This window comes from Pseudobacillus badius, from assembly GCF_002189605.1.
In the GTDB taxonomy this organism is placed as follows: Bacteria; Bacillota; Bacilli; order Bacillales; family Domibacillaceae; genus Pseudobacillus; species Pseudobacillus badius.
This window is the reverse complement of record NZ_MWMM01000003.1, coordinates 208,777-225,229: the sequence shown is the minus strand read 5'-3', so window position 1 is coordinate 225,229 and position 16,453 is coordinate 208,777. Positions and strand designations below refer to the sequence as shown.

Genomic DNA, 16,453 nt, shown 5'->3' with positions numbered 1-16,453 from the left:
ATGCAAAAGGGAAAACCAAGAGAGGGGGGTCTCTGATCGTTCCCTTTTACAAAGAAGCTGGCGCGGTGAATAATTGATTACTTTAACAATTTGTTGATTTCTTTTTCTGTTGTTTTTAAGCCCTCTTTGACGCTGGTTTTTCCGCCGAGGATTTCATCGCGGATATCTAACAGCTTTTGCTCCGCTTCAAGTCCTGCATCACCCGGGAAGGATGTCCAGGATACGACGCCATCCATCTGTTCTATCGCTGCTTTCATCATTTCATTTTCTGCCAGAAAATCTTTCAAGCCATTTTCGTCTTCTGCCACATCTTTGCGTGGAGGGACATAACCTGTACCTTCTGTCCATTTTGCCATCGATTCTACGCTGTATAAGTACTTCATAAATTCCCAAGCTGCTTTTTGCTGCTTTTCCTCTTGAGCCGTGATGGCCAGCATAGCTCCGCCTGCCGGCAAACGAACGTCCTTTCCTTCCCAAGCAGGGGATTTAATTGCGGCAGCGTTAAATTTAGCGTTATCTTGAATTTGCGAGCGGCGGGCAATCGTTGTATAGGCCATCGCTACATTACCGTCAATGAAGCTTTGAACGCCTTGATCCCAAGGGAGGTGAAGAGCGGTCTTATCCTTTACAATCATATCTGCTAATAATTGATAAGCTTCAATGCCTTCTTTAGAAGCGAATGCTGCCTTTTTTCCTGATAGCATGCGTGCACCGTTACTTTCTAATAAAGCCTGTGTTGCCCAATTGTCGGCAGGCTCCTGCATATAAAATCCATGCTTTCCGGTTTTTTCTTTGATCTTCTTGGAAAATTCCTTCACTTCCTGCCAAGTTTTTGGTCCATTTTCATCAAGCCCTGCTTCTTTTAACAGATCTTTGTTAATATAAAGAACAGGTGTGCTTAGTGAGTAAGGAATACCTACTTGTATGCCCTCTGAGTTTTGGGCTAATTCCAGCACGTTATCAAGAAAATGGTCCTTTAAGAATGTTCGGTCATCAGGAAAATGCTGATCAATGACTTCTTGTGGAGATATATAACTGAAGTTATTAGAGAAATAATCTAAAAAAGACCATCCAACCTGAACAACTGCCGGTGATTTTCCTGACGCTGCCTCGGCCTGCAAGTTTTGCATAAGCCCTTTGTACATATCGGGATTATATTTTGCGACTACTTTTGTTGTTTTGCTTTGCTCATTAAAGGCTTTGACCAATTCCTCTACGGTTTTTCCGCCTTGCGTTTCTGCATTGACATGCCAATATTCAATCACTGTTTTTTCATCGCTTGCAGCTGAATTATTAGATGCTGTGCTGCCGGATTTTCCGCATGCTGCTAGCATAAGCATGAGGGCGAGCAAGCTGAATAACTTGAGATATCCGTTCATTTCTTTGGCCTCCTTGATTTGTATCATGGGAATCAGAATTTGATTAGCTGGTTACCTATAGCAGAAGCGGCTTTTCTTTTCTAATCGATTCACCTCCTTGGCTGGCTGAAAAAAAGAAAGAGCCTCAAATAAAATGTATAAGCAGTGGCTATACATAAAATTTGAGGTCTCTCTGTTCGCACCGTTTTTATTCACTTTATACTTATACAATAATGGTTAATTATTGGGTTAGTGTGAAGTAAATGTAAAATCTTCATTTACAATTCATTTAAGTTCAACTTCCACATGTCAGGATTAGAAGTCGTAACCGCCAACGCGCCATTTTCTAATGCTTGCTTGGCATGTTCAGGAGAATTAAGAAGCCCTCCTGTAATCGTCGGCACTGGAGAAACTTTTGATATTCTACTTAAAAAATCCGGTGCGCGGCAGGGCATAATTTCAATAATGTCAGATTGAATATGTTTAACATCTTTAATCAAGTTGGTATAAACTTCTGTGTCAATTAAGAAAATGCGCTGGACAACAGCAAGTCCGCTGGATTTTGCTTTTTTGATAATTCCGTTTCTGGTCGTGACGATTGCGTGCGGCTGCACATTTCTTTTAACAAATTCAACCCCGTCGCGATCCATTTCCAGCCCGCCGATTTTTTCAACATGCAAAATAACCGGCAAGTCGTGAGATTGAATGAAATCGACATACTTTTTTACTGTTAAAATGGTGCCTGTCATTAATAATACAGCGCTTAAGTTATCTTTATATTTAATCGCTTTCTCAATATACTTAGGCTCCTTTACTGCAGCAACCATTTTATGCGCTTGAAGTCTTTCTTTCAATATCGGGAGAGCGTGAATGTGCTTCATATTCTGATTCCTTCCTGTTTTAGGTCTATTTTACCGTTAAGTGTATAGCTTTTAAGGTTAATTTAAAAGAGGGGCAAGAGTTTTGTTCCGTGAAATAGGAAGGCTAGGAAAAGGCTCTTTCTGTACGAATGCCTTGCTGTATGCTACGCTTTTTATAAAATTAGATTCGCAGAAAGAGCAGGTGTTTTCATGGATATCGCCTTATTATCTATCGCCCTTCACCAAGGGCAGGTGCAGCAGCAAGCCTCGTTATCGGTTATGAAGAAAGCGATGGATCAAGCAAAAGGAAAGGCTGAGTTTATTCATCAGATGATGAGTGCAGCAAATGTCAAGGCTTTAGAGCGCGCTGTGCAGCCGCATTTGGGCGGAATGATTGATGTGAAGGCATAGAGGGAATGTGAAAGAGCAGCCGCATGGCTGCTCTTTTTTTGATAAAAAAGTCTAAGCGGTTTATTGCCCGGACAGTTAGAGAGGGCTGACGCCTCCTGTGATTAACCAAGTTCTTTTTTGAATGAGTAACAAAAGCGGTCGTAGCCCATTTTTGTTTCATAGAAGCGGTGGGCATCGTCTCGGATTAAGGCGGATTCTAAGGCCACTGTCACGCATTCATGCTCCCGTCCCCAGTCGTGTACGAAGGAGAGCAGTTTTTGTCCATATCCTTTTGAGCGGATATCGGCACGCGTCACTAGTTCGTGCACAAAAACGTGGCGGAAATAATACATATTTGTCCGGATTTGAATGCCGGTGAAGGCGACTAGCTCTCCTGCGTCATACATGGCAAAGATCCGATAGCCGTCTGGCTGCATCGTCTTCCATATTTGGATAAAGCGTGTTTCATCCAGATAGGGGCGCAAGTCTTTCATGAGCGGAAAGATTTGCCGTACTTCTTCTTCAGTGACCAGTTCTTCAATCATAATCAATTTCTCCCCTGCTCCCTTTGTGGTAATTTTCTGTTTTTTATATTTTAGCAGAAAAGGAAAGTAAGCGGTTGTCCTCTTTCTGCTTACCTGTGTAGTTTACTGCCAATTTATCATTTTCAAGATGGATTGAAAAAGAACGTATTTCGTGGGAAGGGCTGGAAAGCTTGAATGAACACCAACAACAATTTTATATGACAAATACAGGGTTTGTGATGTACTTTAATCCTTATGAGTACGGCCCCTATTCAGACGGTATCCGGGAGTTTGCTTTACCGTATTCGCTGATTCGTTAAGCGATGTTGCGGGCGGCTCGTCCTTATCATCAAGGACAGGCCGCCGGCTTTGTTGTTTACTGCTCTTTTTCCCAGCGGTTAATCCGGAGAATCTGCTGCTTGCATGGTATAATGGTAATAATAAAGAGAGCATGTCAGTTGGGGGGGAGAGCATGAACCAAAGTGTAGTTAAGGCTTTGCATTTGCTGGATCTTTTTTTGGAGGGCCAGACGGAGCTGACGCTGGCGGAGATCGCTGAAAGGGCAGGCATGCCTAAACCGACGGCTTTTCGTTTTCTCGCTTCTTTAGAGGCTTGCGGAATGCTGGTAAAGTCAAAAAACACCGGGCAGGATGTGCGTTATCGCTTGGGGCTGAAGCTGCTGGAGCTGGGCAATATTGTGGCGGAGCAGCTGGAGATTCGCACAATTGCCAAGCCATGGATGCAGGCGCTGTGCGCGGAGCTGAACGAGGATGTCCATCTTGTCATCTTGGATGGAGAGGAAGCCGTTTACATTGAAAAGATTGAAAGCAATCAAAAGGTGCGGCTGCATACTCGTGTCGGCAAGCGTTCAAGCGTGTACATAGGGTCAGGGCCAAAGCTGTTATTGGCGTTTCTGCCGCCAGAGGAGCAGCGCAGCTTGATTTCCCGGATTAAGCTTGAGGACAATGCGGACAGTCTGATTCAGACGGAGGAAGCGCTGTACGAGCATATAGAGGAAATCAAAGCGCAAGGGTATTCGATTAGCCTCGGAGAGCAGGAGCGGGAAACGATCGGTATTTCTTATCCGGTTCGCGATTATTCGAATAAAGTGATTGCGGCGTTGAGTGTCAGCGGACCTGTGAGCCGGATTGACAGCGGGTTTCAAAAGGAGATTCAGGAAAAGACGAGAGAAACGGCGCTTCGTATTTCAAAAGCGCTCGGCTATATTGGGCCATAATTCATAAGAAAAGCCAGCGGCAAACATGCAGCTGGCTTTTCTGGTGTTATTTTGTCGCTGTTTTTGCTGGGATTTCCGTAACTGGCGCTTGGTAATCATGGTGTTTTTTCTCGCTTTGATCGACAACAGCAGCGCCGACGATGTCGCCGGTGACATTGCATGTGGTAAAGACCATATCGGTAATGACGTTGACGCCCGCTGTCAGACCGACAATTTCAATCGGCAGGCCCGCCTGGGTAAAGACGATCGACATCCCGATTAAACCAGCTCCGGGAACGCCTGCCGTTCCGACCGCCGCAAGCGTTCCGGTGAGAATGATGGCGATGATTGTGCCGATCGTTAAATCGTAACCAACGATATCGGCGGCAAATATAACGCCGACGCCAAAGTGAATGGCGGACCCGTTCATATTAACAGTTGCCCCTACAGGGAGTGTAAAGTTGGCGACCCGGTCGCTGATGCCAGCTTTTTTGGCTGTTCGGAGGGTGACAGGGAGCGTGCCCAAGCTGCTGCATGTGACGAAAGCAGTGAACAGCGCTTCCCGGACATTCTTGAAAAAGCGCAGCACCGGTACTTTAAAAATAAGCAAAATCAGCGGGAATACGATAAACATCTGCACGGCAACACCGGCATAGGAAGCAAGCACATATTTTCCAAGGGATTGGAGCGTGTCAAAGCCTTGATTGCCAATCGAATTCGCTGTGATGCCCAGCACCCCGATCGGCGCGTATTGAAGCACGCCGTTTAAAATGCGGAACGTCACTTCGCTGCCGGCTTCGGAAAGGTTCAGCAGCAAGTCACCTTTTTCCCTCATGCCTTGCTCTTTAGAATGGCGCATGAGGGAAATAGAGAAACCGACGATCAGCGCGAGAAAGACGATGCTTAGGATATCGCCATTAGCGAGCGATTGAAAAATGTTCGTCGGTACGATGTTCATCAGCACTTCAATGGTTGACGGCGCATCGGGAACTTCGAAATTGTCGGTGCTTGGCATGCTGAGGCCGATACCGGGTTTAATCAGCTTGGCAATCCAAATCCCGAGCAGCACGGCGATGGCTGTTGTCAGCAAATAATAGGGAAAGATTTTTCCGCCAATTCGCCCCAATTCTTTTGGATTTGAGTTGTTGACGGAGACGATCAGCGTCAGCAAGATCAGCGGGACGACAATCATTTTAAGCAGGTTAAGGAAAAGTGTGCCAAATGGCGCCAGCACTCCAGCTGCTGGTCCGAACAGCAATCCAACGATTACACCGAGGATAAAGCCGGATGTAATTTTTAAAATAAACGATTTTTGCTTATACCAATTCCATAATCGAATCATTATAGACCCCCTAATTACATGTATTGTATTTCCGAAATTCCTATACAAGCAATGATGTATGCGCTTGCAATAAAAGCATCGGCCTAAAAATATAGGAGAAGCAAAGTTCTTTTTCATTTCATTTCATTAAATGAAATACCATTTCTCGTTTGTTGTAATAAATTTACCACACTGCCATTTATTCTGCAATAATATTTAGATAATTAATAATATTCGTTAAGTTTAGAGTTAAAACTAAAGAATCATCCCTCTGCAGACATGATTCTTTAGAGTGGCCGGTTATTGATTCGACTGACGCAATTCAGTGATCGTCTTGGAAACGGAGATTTGCTCCGGGTCCATTCTCAGCTCAAGCAGGGAAGGCGTCTTGCTTTCGATTGCCTTATGCAGAGCCGCTTTAAACTGGTCGGCTGTTTCAATTAATTCACCGGAAGCTCCCATCGACTGGGCGAGCAGAACAAAGTTCACGTTGCCAAGTTCCGTGCCAACTACTTTTTCAGGATAATGGATCTCCTGATGCATCCGAATCGTCCCGTACATTTGATTGTTGTAAATAATGCAAATGACAGGGAGATTATAGCGGACGGCAGTTTCGAGTTCCTGAATCGTCATCATGGCACCGCCATCTCCTGAGAGTGAGACAACCGGAGTGCGCGGACGGGCAAGTTTGGCCCCGATGGCTGCCGGAATTCCATAGCCCATTGCGCCGGAAGTAGGGCCGATGTAAGTATTGGCTTGAGTGAAACAAAAGTAATTATGAAGCCAAGTGGCAAAGTTGCCGGCATCGTTCGTAAAAATCGTTTCAGCAGGGAGCTCGCTTTGCAGCAGCTGGATCGACTGCCGATAGGAAAGAGCGCCAGCTGTCCGCTCTGCTGTTTCGGCTGCTGCGCACTTTTCAAAAACGCGCCGCCGCTCGGCTGCCCATTCGGCTGCTTCAGCTTGGATCGTAAGCTTGAGGCCGGCTAACGCGACAAGCGCCTCCTTGGCGTCGGCTAACATGCCGACAGCAGGAATGAAAGTCTTGCCGATCGTTTCCTCGCTAATGTCAACATGGATAAGCTGCTGCTCTTTGTTAAATAAAGAATAGTCTTGAGAAGTAATTTCTGAAAGCCGGGAGCCGATCGTTAAAATGACATCTGCCTGCTTGGCTGTTTCTATTATCGGAAGCGGGGTGCCCAAGCCTAAATGTCCCGCATATAAAGGATGATTGTTTGGAAACACATCATGACGGCGAAAAGAGGCCATGACAGGTATGCCCGCTGCTTCTGCAAAAGACAGCAGCTCTTTCTCGGCGTTCCCCCGTATAACGCCGCCGCCGGCAATAATGATTGGCCGCTTGGCTTCTTTTAATAAAACGCCGGCCTTTTCCAGCTCTGATAGCGAAGGCGCCGGTTTGGACCGTTCCACTGCCGGGGAAAATGCCATTTCTGCAACGTCCCGCAGCATATCCTCCGGCAAGGAGACGACGACGGGACCCGGGCGCCCGGATCTTGCCGTTTTAAAAGCGCGAGTCACGAGTTCAGGCACTCTGGAGGCATCGTTAATTTCAACAGTCCATTTCGCGATATGGCTGAAAAATTGGTCAAGTTCTACTTCCTGAAAGCCTTCCCGTCCCCGAAAAGCGGTATGTACTTGCCCTAAAAAGACAACCATAGGAGTGGAGTCCTGATAAGCCGTATGAATGCCGATCGCTAAATTGGCGCCGCCAACCGCTCTCGTTGCCATCACAACACCAGGCTCGCCGCTCGCTTTGGCGTACCCTTCCGCCATAAAGGAAGCGCCGCCCTCATGACGGCAGGAAATCAATTCAATAGACGGCTCATCATAGATGGCATCCATGACAGGCAAGTAGCTTTCCCCGGGAACGCAAAACACTTTTGACACCCTTTCCCGCTTCAAGCAAGCAACGACGCCTTGGCCGCCGGTTAATTTTTCGACTGTAACAGACTGAGCATGAATCATGACTTTACCCCCGTTTTCAAATTGGCCATTCTTTTTACTGCTTCATCTAACCGATCATTAGGAACTGACATGGATAGTCGGAAAAATCCTTCTCCGGAAGGGCCGAATAGATGGCCTGGCGTGATGATGACTCCGGCTTCGGTTAATACCTTTTCGGCAAAAGAGGCTGAAGAATACCCTTCAGGAACAGGAGCCCATATAAAAAACGCTCCTTTAGGAAGGTCAACATCAATGCCGATGCTGTTCAGTGCCTGCACCATCTTTTTCATTCGTTCATAATAGATGTCATTGTTTTCTTTTACAGCGGCATGATCACTAGTCAAGGCGGCAGCCGCCGCTTTTTGAATAGCCATGAACTGGCTCGTATCGATGTTGCTTTTTAGATTAGCGAGTGCTTGGATCATTTCTGGATTGCCAACCGCATAGCCAATTCTCCAGCCCGTCATGTTATAGCTTTTGGAAAGCGACCCCAGTTCAAGCGCCACGTCTTTCGCTCCAGGCACCTCCAAGATGCTTGGCGCCTTATACTCTCCAAAGGTGACTAAGGAATAGGCTGCATCATGAACAACGGCCATATTATGGTCTTTGCCAAAAGAAACCGCTTGTTCAAAGACGCTCAAATCAACTGTAGCGGCTGTTGGGTTTCCCGGATAATTTAAAAATAGCAGCTTGGCTTTCTCCATATTTTCTTCACTCAATTGGGAGAAATCCGGGGCATAGCTGTTTTCAGGTTTGAGCGGAAAGTCAATGGCATGTACACCGGATAAATAAGCAGATGTCCTGTACACCGGGTAGCCGGGATCGGGAACTAAGATGGCCTCTCCAGGGTTGACCACTGCCGGGATAATGTTCGCAATCCCTTCTTTTGACCCGATCAGTGCCAGCACCTCTGTGTCAGGATCAAGAGTGACTCCATAATTTTGTAAATAGAAGGAGGCTACCGCTTCCCGAAATTCCCGTATCCCGGAATAGGGGGAATAGGTTCCGTTTTTAGGATTGTCTAATTCGGCTTTCAATTTTTCAATCACAAATGGCGGAGTCGGGAGATCAGGCGCCCCGATTCCTAAATCAATGACATCCACTCCTTGAGCCAGCAGTTCTTTTTTCTTTTTGTCGACGGCAGAAAAGAAATAAGGCGGCAAATGCTGAATTTTTTCTGATGTAAAGGACATGGCGTCTCCTTTCTTTTTTTGTTTCATTATTAGAAATGATGTTTCTTTAAATGAAATTATAAAAGGTTTTTTTGAAATTTTCAATCAATTTTTTAGGTTTTTGCCTAATAAAAAGATCAGGAAGAGAAAGAATAGCTATCTTTTGGCCATACACGGCTGGCTTCTTTCAAGAATAGGATGAATGAAAAAGGAAAAGAGGGAGAAGAATGCCAATAACATTTCCAGTGAGGGTGGAAACGGTTAAATTCAGCAATGGTCCGAACCAAACAATCTTTTACCCGCAAGTGACTGGCATGGAGAATAAACAGCTGCAGCGGGCGATGAATCAGACCATTGCCTATCAAACAAGACAGCTGATTCAGCAGCAAACAGAAGGTGCGCCGGCCGTGGTGGAAGAAATGATCGGTTTTTATGAACTCAAGAATAATCAGCGGCAGGTGTTCAGTGTGGCTCTTTCCAATTATACGTACTACCACCATGCGGCTCACGGAATGACCTATTTGAAGTCTTTGACATTTGACCTGCAGCAAGGGAAGCTGTGCCAGTTGAAGGATTTATTTAAACCGGGAAGCGATTATGTCAAACGCCTTTCCGACTTGATCCGCGTGCAAATTACCCGCCGCCATATCCCGCTTCTAGACGGCTTTACAGCTATTAAGCCCAATCAGGATTTCTATATCGCCGACAAAGCGCTTGTCGTGTATTTTCAGCTTTATGAAATTGCTCCCTATGCGGCCGGCTTTCCGATGTTCCCAATTTCTGTCTTTGATTTGCAGGACATCATTAAAGAAGACGGTCCGCTTGGAAGGATGGCCATCAATGATTAATCAATAGCCATTTTTATGTGGCTTGTGGATGGGGCTGTTGCTTTCCATTCCAGGCTGCTTCGCTTTCCGCGGGGCGGGCGGCGAGCCTCCTCAGCGCCAAAGCGCTTGTGGGGTCTCGCCTGTCCCGCTGATCCCGCCGGAGTCTTCGCGTCTTCCATTTCAATCAACAGGGTTGATAAAAAGCTAGGGCATTCTTAAACAAGAGATGTATCAGGGAGAAGTACTAAGGTCTTATGAGGAATTGAAACAGAAAGCGGAAGCCTATATTCATTACTATAACAACGAACAGGTTAAACAAAAATTGGCTGGCATGAGTCCAGTACAATACCGAACTCATGCCAGCCAATTAGCTACACTCTAACTTTAGAAGGTCACTACCTTCTGAACTCCTTTTGACGACACATTGAGGGCTGAAGGATTCAGCCCTTCTTGCTATTTGGTCAAGAAGTTTTCGGTATAGTAGGGCTGGTTTTCCTCGTTGAACGCTACTCCTACACCGAGAAAGCGGTATTCCGGACGAAGGATGTTTTCCCGGTGGCCCAGGGAATTCATCAAGCCTTCGTGAGCGAAAATACTGCTGAACTGTCCATACGCAAGGTTTTCCCCCGCAGTGGTAAAGGAGACGCCATCGGCTTCCATCCGGTCAAAGGGAGACTGTCCCCGCTTATTCGTATGGGAGAAATAATTCTGCTTCGCCATATCGCTGCTATGTTTTCTAGCTGTACCCTTCACTTGATCGTCCCACTTCAGTACAGCGAGGCCGCGCTTGGCTCGGGTGGCATTCGTTAAATCAAACAGCTGATATTCAAAGCCTTCTTCCAATGGTTCATGGCCTTTGACATAGAAAGAGCTTTTTTTCTGCTCTATGTCTTTGCGGATCAGCTGAATGGCAGTGACCGTGTTGTTTTCATGTTTGTCGTAAAAAATCGTAACAAAGCTGTTGTCGAGGTCAAAGGTGTCATAGTCTTCTTTCTCGTCAAAACGCATATATACCAAGCCTTTGCGCATCTCAGCGAGCGGCTGGCCGAATGTTTTCCGGACCGCTTCCTTGGCGCTTCCCAGCTTGATGCCACTCTTGGAAGCGATCAAATCCTGATTGGTGTACAGCCCTGCTACTTGGCCGTTCTCGTCATAGGCGGCCATCACAAAGTTTTGATAGTTTGTATGGTAAGTATGCCATTCGACCCCGTATTCATTGGCAGAGGAGCGCTTCGGGGAACCGAGCACCTGCTCCGCCTGTTCCTTGCTGTCAGCCAACTCAATATTATGAATGGAAAACGCCTGCTCTGCCGGTTTTGACAGCGCCGGCTTTTTCACAGGCGGGGACTTTGCCCCATCCGTTCCGCTGAAGTCAGCAACAAACTCTCCCAGCCCCAGCTGCTCGGTGAAATCGAGAAAACCCGCCTTTGCTTTCTCAGCTGCTTTCGACTCATCCAGCTGCTTTTCAATCGCCGGCCATGAAAGAAAAGCAATCGTAATCACTATTACTGTATATAAAAAGCTCCGCAACGTGCCAGCTTCCTTTCTTGATTGCTGTTTTCTTTATTATAGATTGCCGATCTTTATTTTTACAATGAAATACATTTTCCAAAATTTTATTTAAATGTAAGATAGGTGTAATTGTTACTTCATTTGTAACGATATGTTAAAGTAGATTTATAGACCATAAGATACAGGCAGAAAGTTTTTTTGAAGGGAAAGTAACTAAAAAAAGGGAGGAGCCAATGGAGTATATTGCCCATATTCGCGCAAGCGACGGATGTATCCAGAGTATCGAAACACATTTACTAGAAGTGAAGGAACTGGCAGAGCGTTACGGCGAAAAACTAGGTATGCCACACCTTGCTGGCTTGGCTGGCATGCTTCATGATGCCGGAAAGTATACGTGTAAGTTTACGGAATACATCCTAGCAGCTGTGAGTAATCCAGATGCCCCGCCAAAACGAGGCAGTGTTGACCATTCCACTGCTGGCGGAAAGCTGCTTTACGAGTTGTTTCATACTGGCAAGCAGTTGTCGCCTATTAAAGGAATCTTGGCTGAGATTGTTGGAAATGCCATCATTTCTCACCATTCATATTTGCAGGATTTTCTCAGTCCTGCTTTGGAATCTGATTATTTGCGTCGGGTGCGAGATAAAGAATTGACGGAATTCAGCCAGGTGAAACAAGTATTTTTTGAAAAGGTGATGAGCGAGAGTAGCTTCCATGTATATGTGGACAAGGCAACTGTGGAGTTAGAGAGCTTTCTGGCTAAGGAAGCACCGGCGAACAGGGAAAAGCAACTGATGCTTTTAACAAAATTTATTTTTAGCGTTTTAATTGATGCGGACCGGACGAACACGAGGCTGTTTGAGGAAAAGAAGAAAAGTGAGGCCGTCATCTCTCCGCAAAAGCTGTTTCCTGTTTACTATGACAGGCTGGCAGCGAAGCTCCGTTCCTTTGACGAGCAAGGAACAGTCGATACTCCAGTAAATCGCCTACGCAAAGAAATGTCTGAATGCTGTGAAAATTATGCGAGCAAGCCGCCCGGCATTTATACGCTGTCCATTCCGACCGGCGGCGGGAAAACGCTGGCTAGCTTAAGATATGCCCTAAAGCATGCGGAGCAATATGGAAAAAAGCGCATCGTCTACGTATTGCCTTATACAACAATCATTGAGCAAAATGCCGCGGAAGTAAGGAACATCCTGCAAGATCCCGCTCACATCTTGGAGCATCACTCCAATGTAGTAGAGGAGGGAAAAGACGCGGACGAAAACGAAGACGGTACCGCCAGCTTGCAACAGAAGTTAAAGTTAGCCAAAGACAATTGGGATGCTCCAATTATTTTTACAACAATGGTTCAGTTCTTAAACGCTTTTTACGCAGATGGAAGCCGAAACGTCCGGCGACTTCACAATTTGTGCGAGTCAGTCATTATTTTCGACGAAGTGCAAAAAGTCCCTGTCCCATGTGTTTCTTTGTTTAACCAGGCGGTCAATTTCTTAAAAGCGCGTGGGCGTTCTACCATTGTTTTGTGTACTGCTACCCAGCCGGCTCTCGGATTTGTAAAAAACAAATTGGACATAAATACAGACGGGGAAATGATTGCTCATCTTGATGAAGTCATCGGGGCATTTAAGCGGGTAGATGTAATTGATAAAGCGACTGATCGTCCGCTTAACAATGAAGAGCTCGCTGGATTTATCGAAGCAAAAATAAAGGAAGTTCCAAGTGTCTTAGTGATCTTGAATACAAAATCGGTTGTGAAGGATTTATATGAACGGCTGAAAGAGCAGGGACATGGAGTTCCTGTATACCACTTAAGCACATCGATGTGTGCCGCTCACCGTAAAGAAATGTTATCAGAAATTAGGAGCACTCTTAAAGAGGGCAAGAAAATCATTTGCGTCAGCACTCAGCTTATTGAAGCGGGAGTAGATATCAGCTTTCAGTGCGTTATTCGTTCCTTAGCCGGACTTGATTCCATTGCACAGGCGGCCGGACGCTGTAACCGTCACGGAGAGAAAGCTGTACAGCCCGTCTATGTAATTGATCATGCCGAGGAGAATTTAAACCGGCTGAAAGAAATAAAAGCCGGAAAGCAAATTGCCAGAAGAATCCTTATTGATTTAAAAAGGGACAGCAGCGCCTATGACGGTGACCTTTTATCGAGAAAAGCGATGGAAAGGTATTTTAAAGAATACTATACCGAATTTGAGTCGGACTTAAATTATTTTATTCCACAGTTGCAAAAGGAGATGACGGAACTGTTGGCTGATGGAAAGAGGGACAGCAGCTACCATAAGGCTTATCTTTCGAAGCATAGGAGCCATTTGCCGCTTTTTCTCGTCCACAGCTACGGAACAGCAGCAAAGCATTTTCGGGTCATTGATGATTGGACGACTCCAGTTATCGTACCGTACGGTTCTGAAGGAAAGGAACTTATTACTCAATTGAATGGACGCCAATCGATAGAGGACCTTACCGTCTTATTGAGGAAAGCACAGCAATATACGGTAAATCTCTCATCCTATGAAAAAGAGCAGCTGATAAAAAATGACGGACTTGTTTCTTATTTGGAAGGAAAGCTGCTGGCATTAAAAGAGGGAGCTTATAACGATGAATACGGCTTAGATATTCAAAACGAGAGCGGGTTTGGAGAGGCGATCTATTAAATGACAACTAAAGGAGGTGGATCACATGAGAAATTCCATTGAGTTCGAAGTGTTCGGCCGTTATGCCTTATTTACGGATCCGCTCATGAAGCTTGGCGGAGAAAAAATGACGTATAACGTACCGACATATCAAGCATTAAAAGGGATTTTTGAAAGCATCTATTGGAAGCCGACGCTTTTAATGGTCGTTGATAAAGTGCGGGTAATGAACGCCATTAAAATGGAGTCAAAAGGGGTAAGGCCGATCGAGTATGGCGGCGGAAATACACTCGCCAATTATACATACTTGAAAGATGTCCGTTATCAGGTGCAAGCTCATTTCATTTTTAATCCTCATCGTCCAGATTTAGCGTTTGACCGCAACGAAAATAAACATCATAACATTCTAAAGCGCGCTTTAAAAGCCGGCGGGCGCCGGGATATCTTCTTAGGAACGCGCGAGTGCCAAGGATATGTGGAGCCTTGCGTGTTCGGCGAAGGAACGGGATTTTATGATGGGTATGGTGACATTCATCTCGGAACGATGGTGCATGGGATCAACTATCCCGATGAGACAGGCAGAAGAGAGCTTGAGGTGCGCCTATGGAACCCGGTGATGAAAGACGGGGTGATCGAGTTCATCCGTCCAGATGAGTGCACGCATGTCCGCAGCGTAGCTACTGTGGAGCCTAAGCTTTTTGACCGTTCGAATGTTACATCAGCCGATGAGCTTCTTGAACAGCTGCAAGAAGGGGGTGAATAAATGAGCTGGCTATTACATTTATACGAAACGTATCAATCAAATACAGATCGAGTCGGTGAAATAAAAAAGAAATACAATGGCCAGGAATATACGCTGCTGCCGGTCTCGCATACAACTCAAACAGCTCACATTGAAGTAGCTGTGACAGAAGAGGGAGAGTTTCATTCAGCGAACCTTGTGGACAAAAGCGATGCCAACACACTCATTCCTTGTACGGAAGATTCTGCAAGTCGCGCCGGTTCGAAAGTCGCCCCTTATCCGCTACACGATAAATTAAGCTACGTAGCGGGAGACTTTGTTGCTTACGGCGGGCAGATTAAACAAGAAGAACCGTTTTCTTGCTACATCAGCCAACTTGAAAAATGGGCGTCCTCTCCCTATGCAACGAGCAAAGTAAAAAGCATTTACCATTACTTAAAGAAGCGCACCCTGATCAAGGATTTAGTAGAGGAAGGCATCCTGTATTTGGATGCAGCCGGCCGGCTGCTTAGTAAGTGGGACAAGCAGGCGGAAGCCCTTCTTGGAGAAAAGCCGCCTATTTTTTCAGCGGTTGCTGCTGGACAGGAAAGCGCTTTCGTCCGATTTACGGTCTATTCTTCCGAAAAGATGCTGGAGACGGTGTGGAAAGATAAAGAAATGTACGACTCGTTTATCCAATTTTATCAAGACTTCCTGGGCGGCGAGGATTATTGCTATGTCACTGGCAAGAAAGTGCCCAGCACAGATAAACACGCAAACAAAATTCGGAATGCCGGGGATAAAGCGAAGCTTATTTCCGCGAACGATAAGAGCGGCTTTACTTTCAGAGGGCGGTTTAAAGAAGCGAATGAAGCAGCGGCTATTAGCTATGAAGTGTCCCAAAAAGCGCACAATGCACTGAAATGGCTCATTAACAAACAAGGAAAAATCGTAGATCAACGCGTGTTTCTCGTCTGGGGGAATAAATCGGAGGACCTTCCGGGCGTCGAGGAAGATAGCTTTGATATTTCTCTTCTCGATCCGGCGCCGGCTGTGTCCCAGAAGAAAGGATATACACATACGGAGTTCGCCAATGAAGTGGCTAAGGCAATTGACGGGTACAAAAATGATCTGTCAGCTAAGGAGGATGTTAATATATTAGTCCTTGATTCGGCAACAACAGGCCGGCTGGCAGTTTTGTATTACCGTACCCTGAATAAAGAACTTTATTTAGACCAGTTAAAGGAATGGCATACAACTTGTGTGTGGAAACACCGCTACCGCAAGATCGACGGAGAACGAGTGGAATTTTATGGAGCTCCATCAACGAAGGACATTGCTTTTGCGGCTTATGGATCGAAAGCGGGGGAGAAAGTCGTCAAAGGATTGATGGAACGGATGCTGCCTTGCATTGTTGACGGCCAAAAAATACCGTTTGATATTGTCAGAAGCGCATTGCAGCGGGCTTCTAACCCAGTGTCGATGGAACGGTGGGAGTGGGAAAAAACATTGAGCATTACTTGTGCTCTAATCAATAGGCAGGAGGGATGCGGCATGCCGTTAAATAAAGAGAATAGTGACAGGAATTATTTATTTGGGCGATTACTGGCCATTGCAGATGTGCTGGAAAGAAGCGCCTTAGACATAAAGGAAACAAGGGCTACGAACGCGATTCGTTATATGAATTCTTTTTCCAAGCATCCGATGAGAACGTGGAAAACGATTCAGGAGGCTTTGCAGCCATACCAGGCCCGGCTTGGAACACGGGCAACATATTTATCCAAACTCATTGATGAAGTAGCGTCGCAATTTGACCCGGATGATTTTAATAATAAGCCCTTGTCAGGAACGTATTTGCTCGGTTTTTACAGTCAACGCCATGAGCTATACCAGAAGAAAACGAATTCGGCAGAAGCCGCCGTTTATCAAAAGGAGGAAGAATAAA

Annotated in this window: 15 protein-coding genes; 8 read left to right on the top strand and 7 right to left on the bottom strand. The window is 45.8% G+C overall.

Annotation, left to right across the window (positions count from 1 at the left end):
* Positions 1-77 precede the first annotated feature (77 nt).
* Together B1A98_RS07375 and B1A98_RS07370 are read right to left on the bottom strand one after the other, a co-directional pair.
* On the bottom strand, positions 78-1,379 hold the full coding sequence (locus tag B1A98_RS07375; protein ID WP_063384684.1) for an ABC transporter substrate-binding protein: 1,302 nt from the start codon (positions 1,377-1,379) through the stop codon (positions 78-80).
* A gap of 257 nt (positions 1,380-1,636) precedes the next feature.
* Positions 1,637-2,239 carry a glycerol-3-phosphate responsive antiterminator gene (locus B1A98_RS07370; RefSeq protein ID WP_063384685.1) on the bottom strand — a complete coding sequence of 201 codons (603 nt, stop codon included), beginning with the start codon at positions 2,237-2,239 and terminating at the stop codon, positions 1,637-1,639.
* A gap of 189 nt (positions 2,240-2,428) precedes the next feature.
* Here B1A98_RS07370 and B1A98_RS07365 point away from each other — a divergent pair, with 189 nt between their 5' ends.
* Positions 2,429-2,629, top strand: a complete 201-nt coding sequence (locus B1A98_RS07365; RefSeq protein ID WP_063384686.1) for a YjfB family protein — start codon at positions 2,429-2,431, stop codon at positions 2,627-2,629.
* Between the two features lie 101 nt (positions 2,630-2,730).
* Here B1A98_RS07365 and B1A98_RS07360 read toward each other — a convergent pair whose 3' ends face one another.
* A complete protein-coding gene (locus tag B1A98_RS07360; protein ID WP_063384687.1) occupies positions 2,731-3,153 on the bottom strand; it encodes a GNAT family N-acetyltransferase in 423 nt (140 codons plus the stop codon).
* 170 nt (positions 3,154-3,323) lie between these two features.
* Here B1A98_RS07360 and B1A98_RS07355 point away from each other — a divergent pair, with 170 nt between their 5' ends.
* Both B1A98_RS07355 and B1A98_RS07350 read left to right on the top strand, forming a co-directional pair.
* The gene (locus B1A98_RS07355) at positions 3,324-3,452 is read left to right on the top strand and encodes an RsiV family protein (protein ID WP_082821713.1); all 129 of its coding nucleotides are present in this window, start codon (positions 3,324-3,326) and stop codon (positions 3,450-3,452) included.
* Between the two features lie 152 nt (positions 3,453-3,604).
* Positions 3,605-4,369 carry an IclR family transcriptional regulator gene (locus B1A98_RS07350; RefSeq protein WP_063384688.1) on the top strand — a complete coding sequence of 255 codons (765 nt, stop codon included), beginning with the start codon at positions 3,605-3,607 and terminating at the stop codon, positions 4,367-4,369.
* A 46-nt stretch (positions 4,370-4,415) separates the two neighbouring features.
* On the opposite strand, the gene B1A98_RS07345 is transcribed toward B1A98_RS07350, so the two are convergent.
* From B1A98_RS07345 to B1A98_RS07335, 3 genes are all read right to left on the bottom strand, one after another.
* Positions 4,416-5,690 (bottom strand): dicarboxylate/amino acid:cation symporter, encoded by a 1,275-nt coding sequence (locus B1A98_RS07345; protein ID WP_170808522.1) that lies wholly within the window; start codon positions 5,688-5,690, stop codon positions 4,416-4,418.
* A gap of 279 nt (positions 5,691-5,969) precedes the next feature.
* The gene (locus tag B1A98_RS07340) at positions 5,970-7,652 is read right to left on the bottom strand and encodes a thiamine pyrophosphate-dependent enzyme (protein WP_063384689.1); all 1,683 of its coding nucleotides are present in this window, start codon (positions 7,650-7,652) and stop codon (positions 5,970-5,972) included.
* Positions 7,649-8,824 (bottom strand): LL-diaminopimelate aminotransferase, encoded by a 1,176-nt coding sequence (locus B1A98_RS07335; RefSeq protein ID WP_063384690.1) that lies wholly within the window; start codon positions 8,822-8,824, stop codon positions 7,649-7,651. The genes B1A98_RS07340 and B1A98_RS07335 overlap by 4 nt, the downstream gene beginning before the upstream one ends.
* 206 nt (positions 8,825-9,030) lie before the next feature.
* Here B1A98_RS07335 and B1A98_RS07325 point away from each other — a divergent pair, with 206 nt between their 5' ends.
* Together B1A98_RS07325 and B1A98_RS07320 are read left to right on the top strand one after the other, a co-directional pair.
* On the top strand, positions 9,031-9,651 hold the full coding sequence (locus B1A98_RS07325) for an RsiV family protein (RefSeq protein WP_082821714.1): 621 nt from the start codon (positions 9,031-9,033) through the stop codon (positions 9,649-9,651).
* Positions 9,652-9,841: 190 nt separating this feature from the next.
* A complete protein-coding gene (locus tag B1A98_RS07320) occupies positions 9,842-10,012 on the top strand; it encodes an IS3 family transposase (protein WP_285613975.1) in 171 nt (56 codons plus the stop codon).
* Positions 10,013-10,083: 71 nt separating this feature from the next.
* Here the strand turns inward: B1A98_RS07320 and B1A98_RS07315 are convergent, their stop codons facing one another.
* Positions 10,084-11,160 (bottom strand): CAP domain-containing protein, encoded by a 1,077-nt coding sequence (locus B1A98_RS07315; protein ID WP_063384692.1) that lies wholly within the window; start codon positions 11,158-11,160, stop codon positions 10,084-10,086.
* 215 nt (positions 11,161-11,375) lie between these two features.
* Between B1A98_RS07315 and B1A98_RS07310 the strand changes: the two genes are divergently transcribed.
* From B1A98_RS07310 to cas8c, 3 genes are read left to right on the top strand one after another with little or no spacing between them, the layout of a single operon-like run.
* Positions 11,376-13,808 (top strand): CRISPR-associated helicase/endonuclease Cas3, encoded by a 2,433-nt coding sequence (locus B1A98_RS07310; RefSeq protein ID WP_063384693.1) that lies wholly within the window; start codon positions 11,376-11,378, stop codon positions 13,806-13,808.
* A 25-nt stretch (positions 13,809-13,833) separates the two neighbouring features.
* Complete coding sequence (gene cas5c / locus B1A98_RS07305; RefSeq protein ID WP_063384694.1) at positions 13,834-14,550, top strand: type I-C CRISPR-associated protein Cas5c; 717 nt, start codon at positions 13,834-13,836, stop codon at positions 14,548-14,550.
* Positions 14,551-16,452, top strand: coding sequence for a type I-C CRISPR-associated protein Cas8c/Csd1 (gene cas8c / locus B1A98_RS07300; protein WP_063384695.1), 1,902 nt, complete (start codon positions 14,551-14,553; stop codon positions 16,450-16,452).
* The last annotated feature ends 1 nt before the right edge of the window (position 16,453 follow it).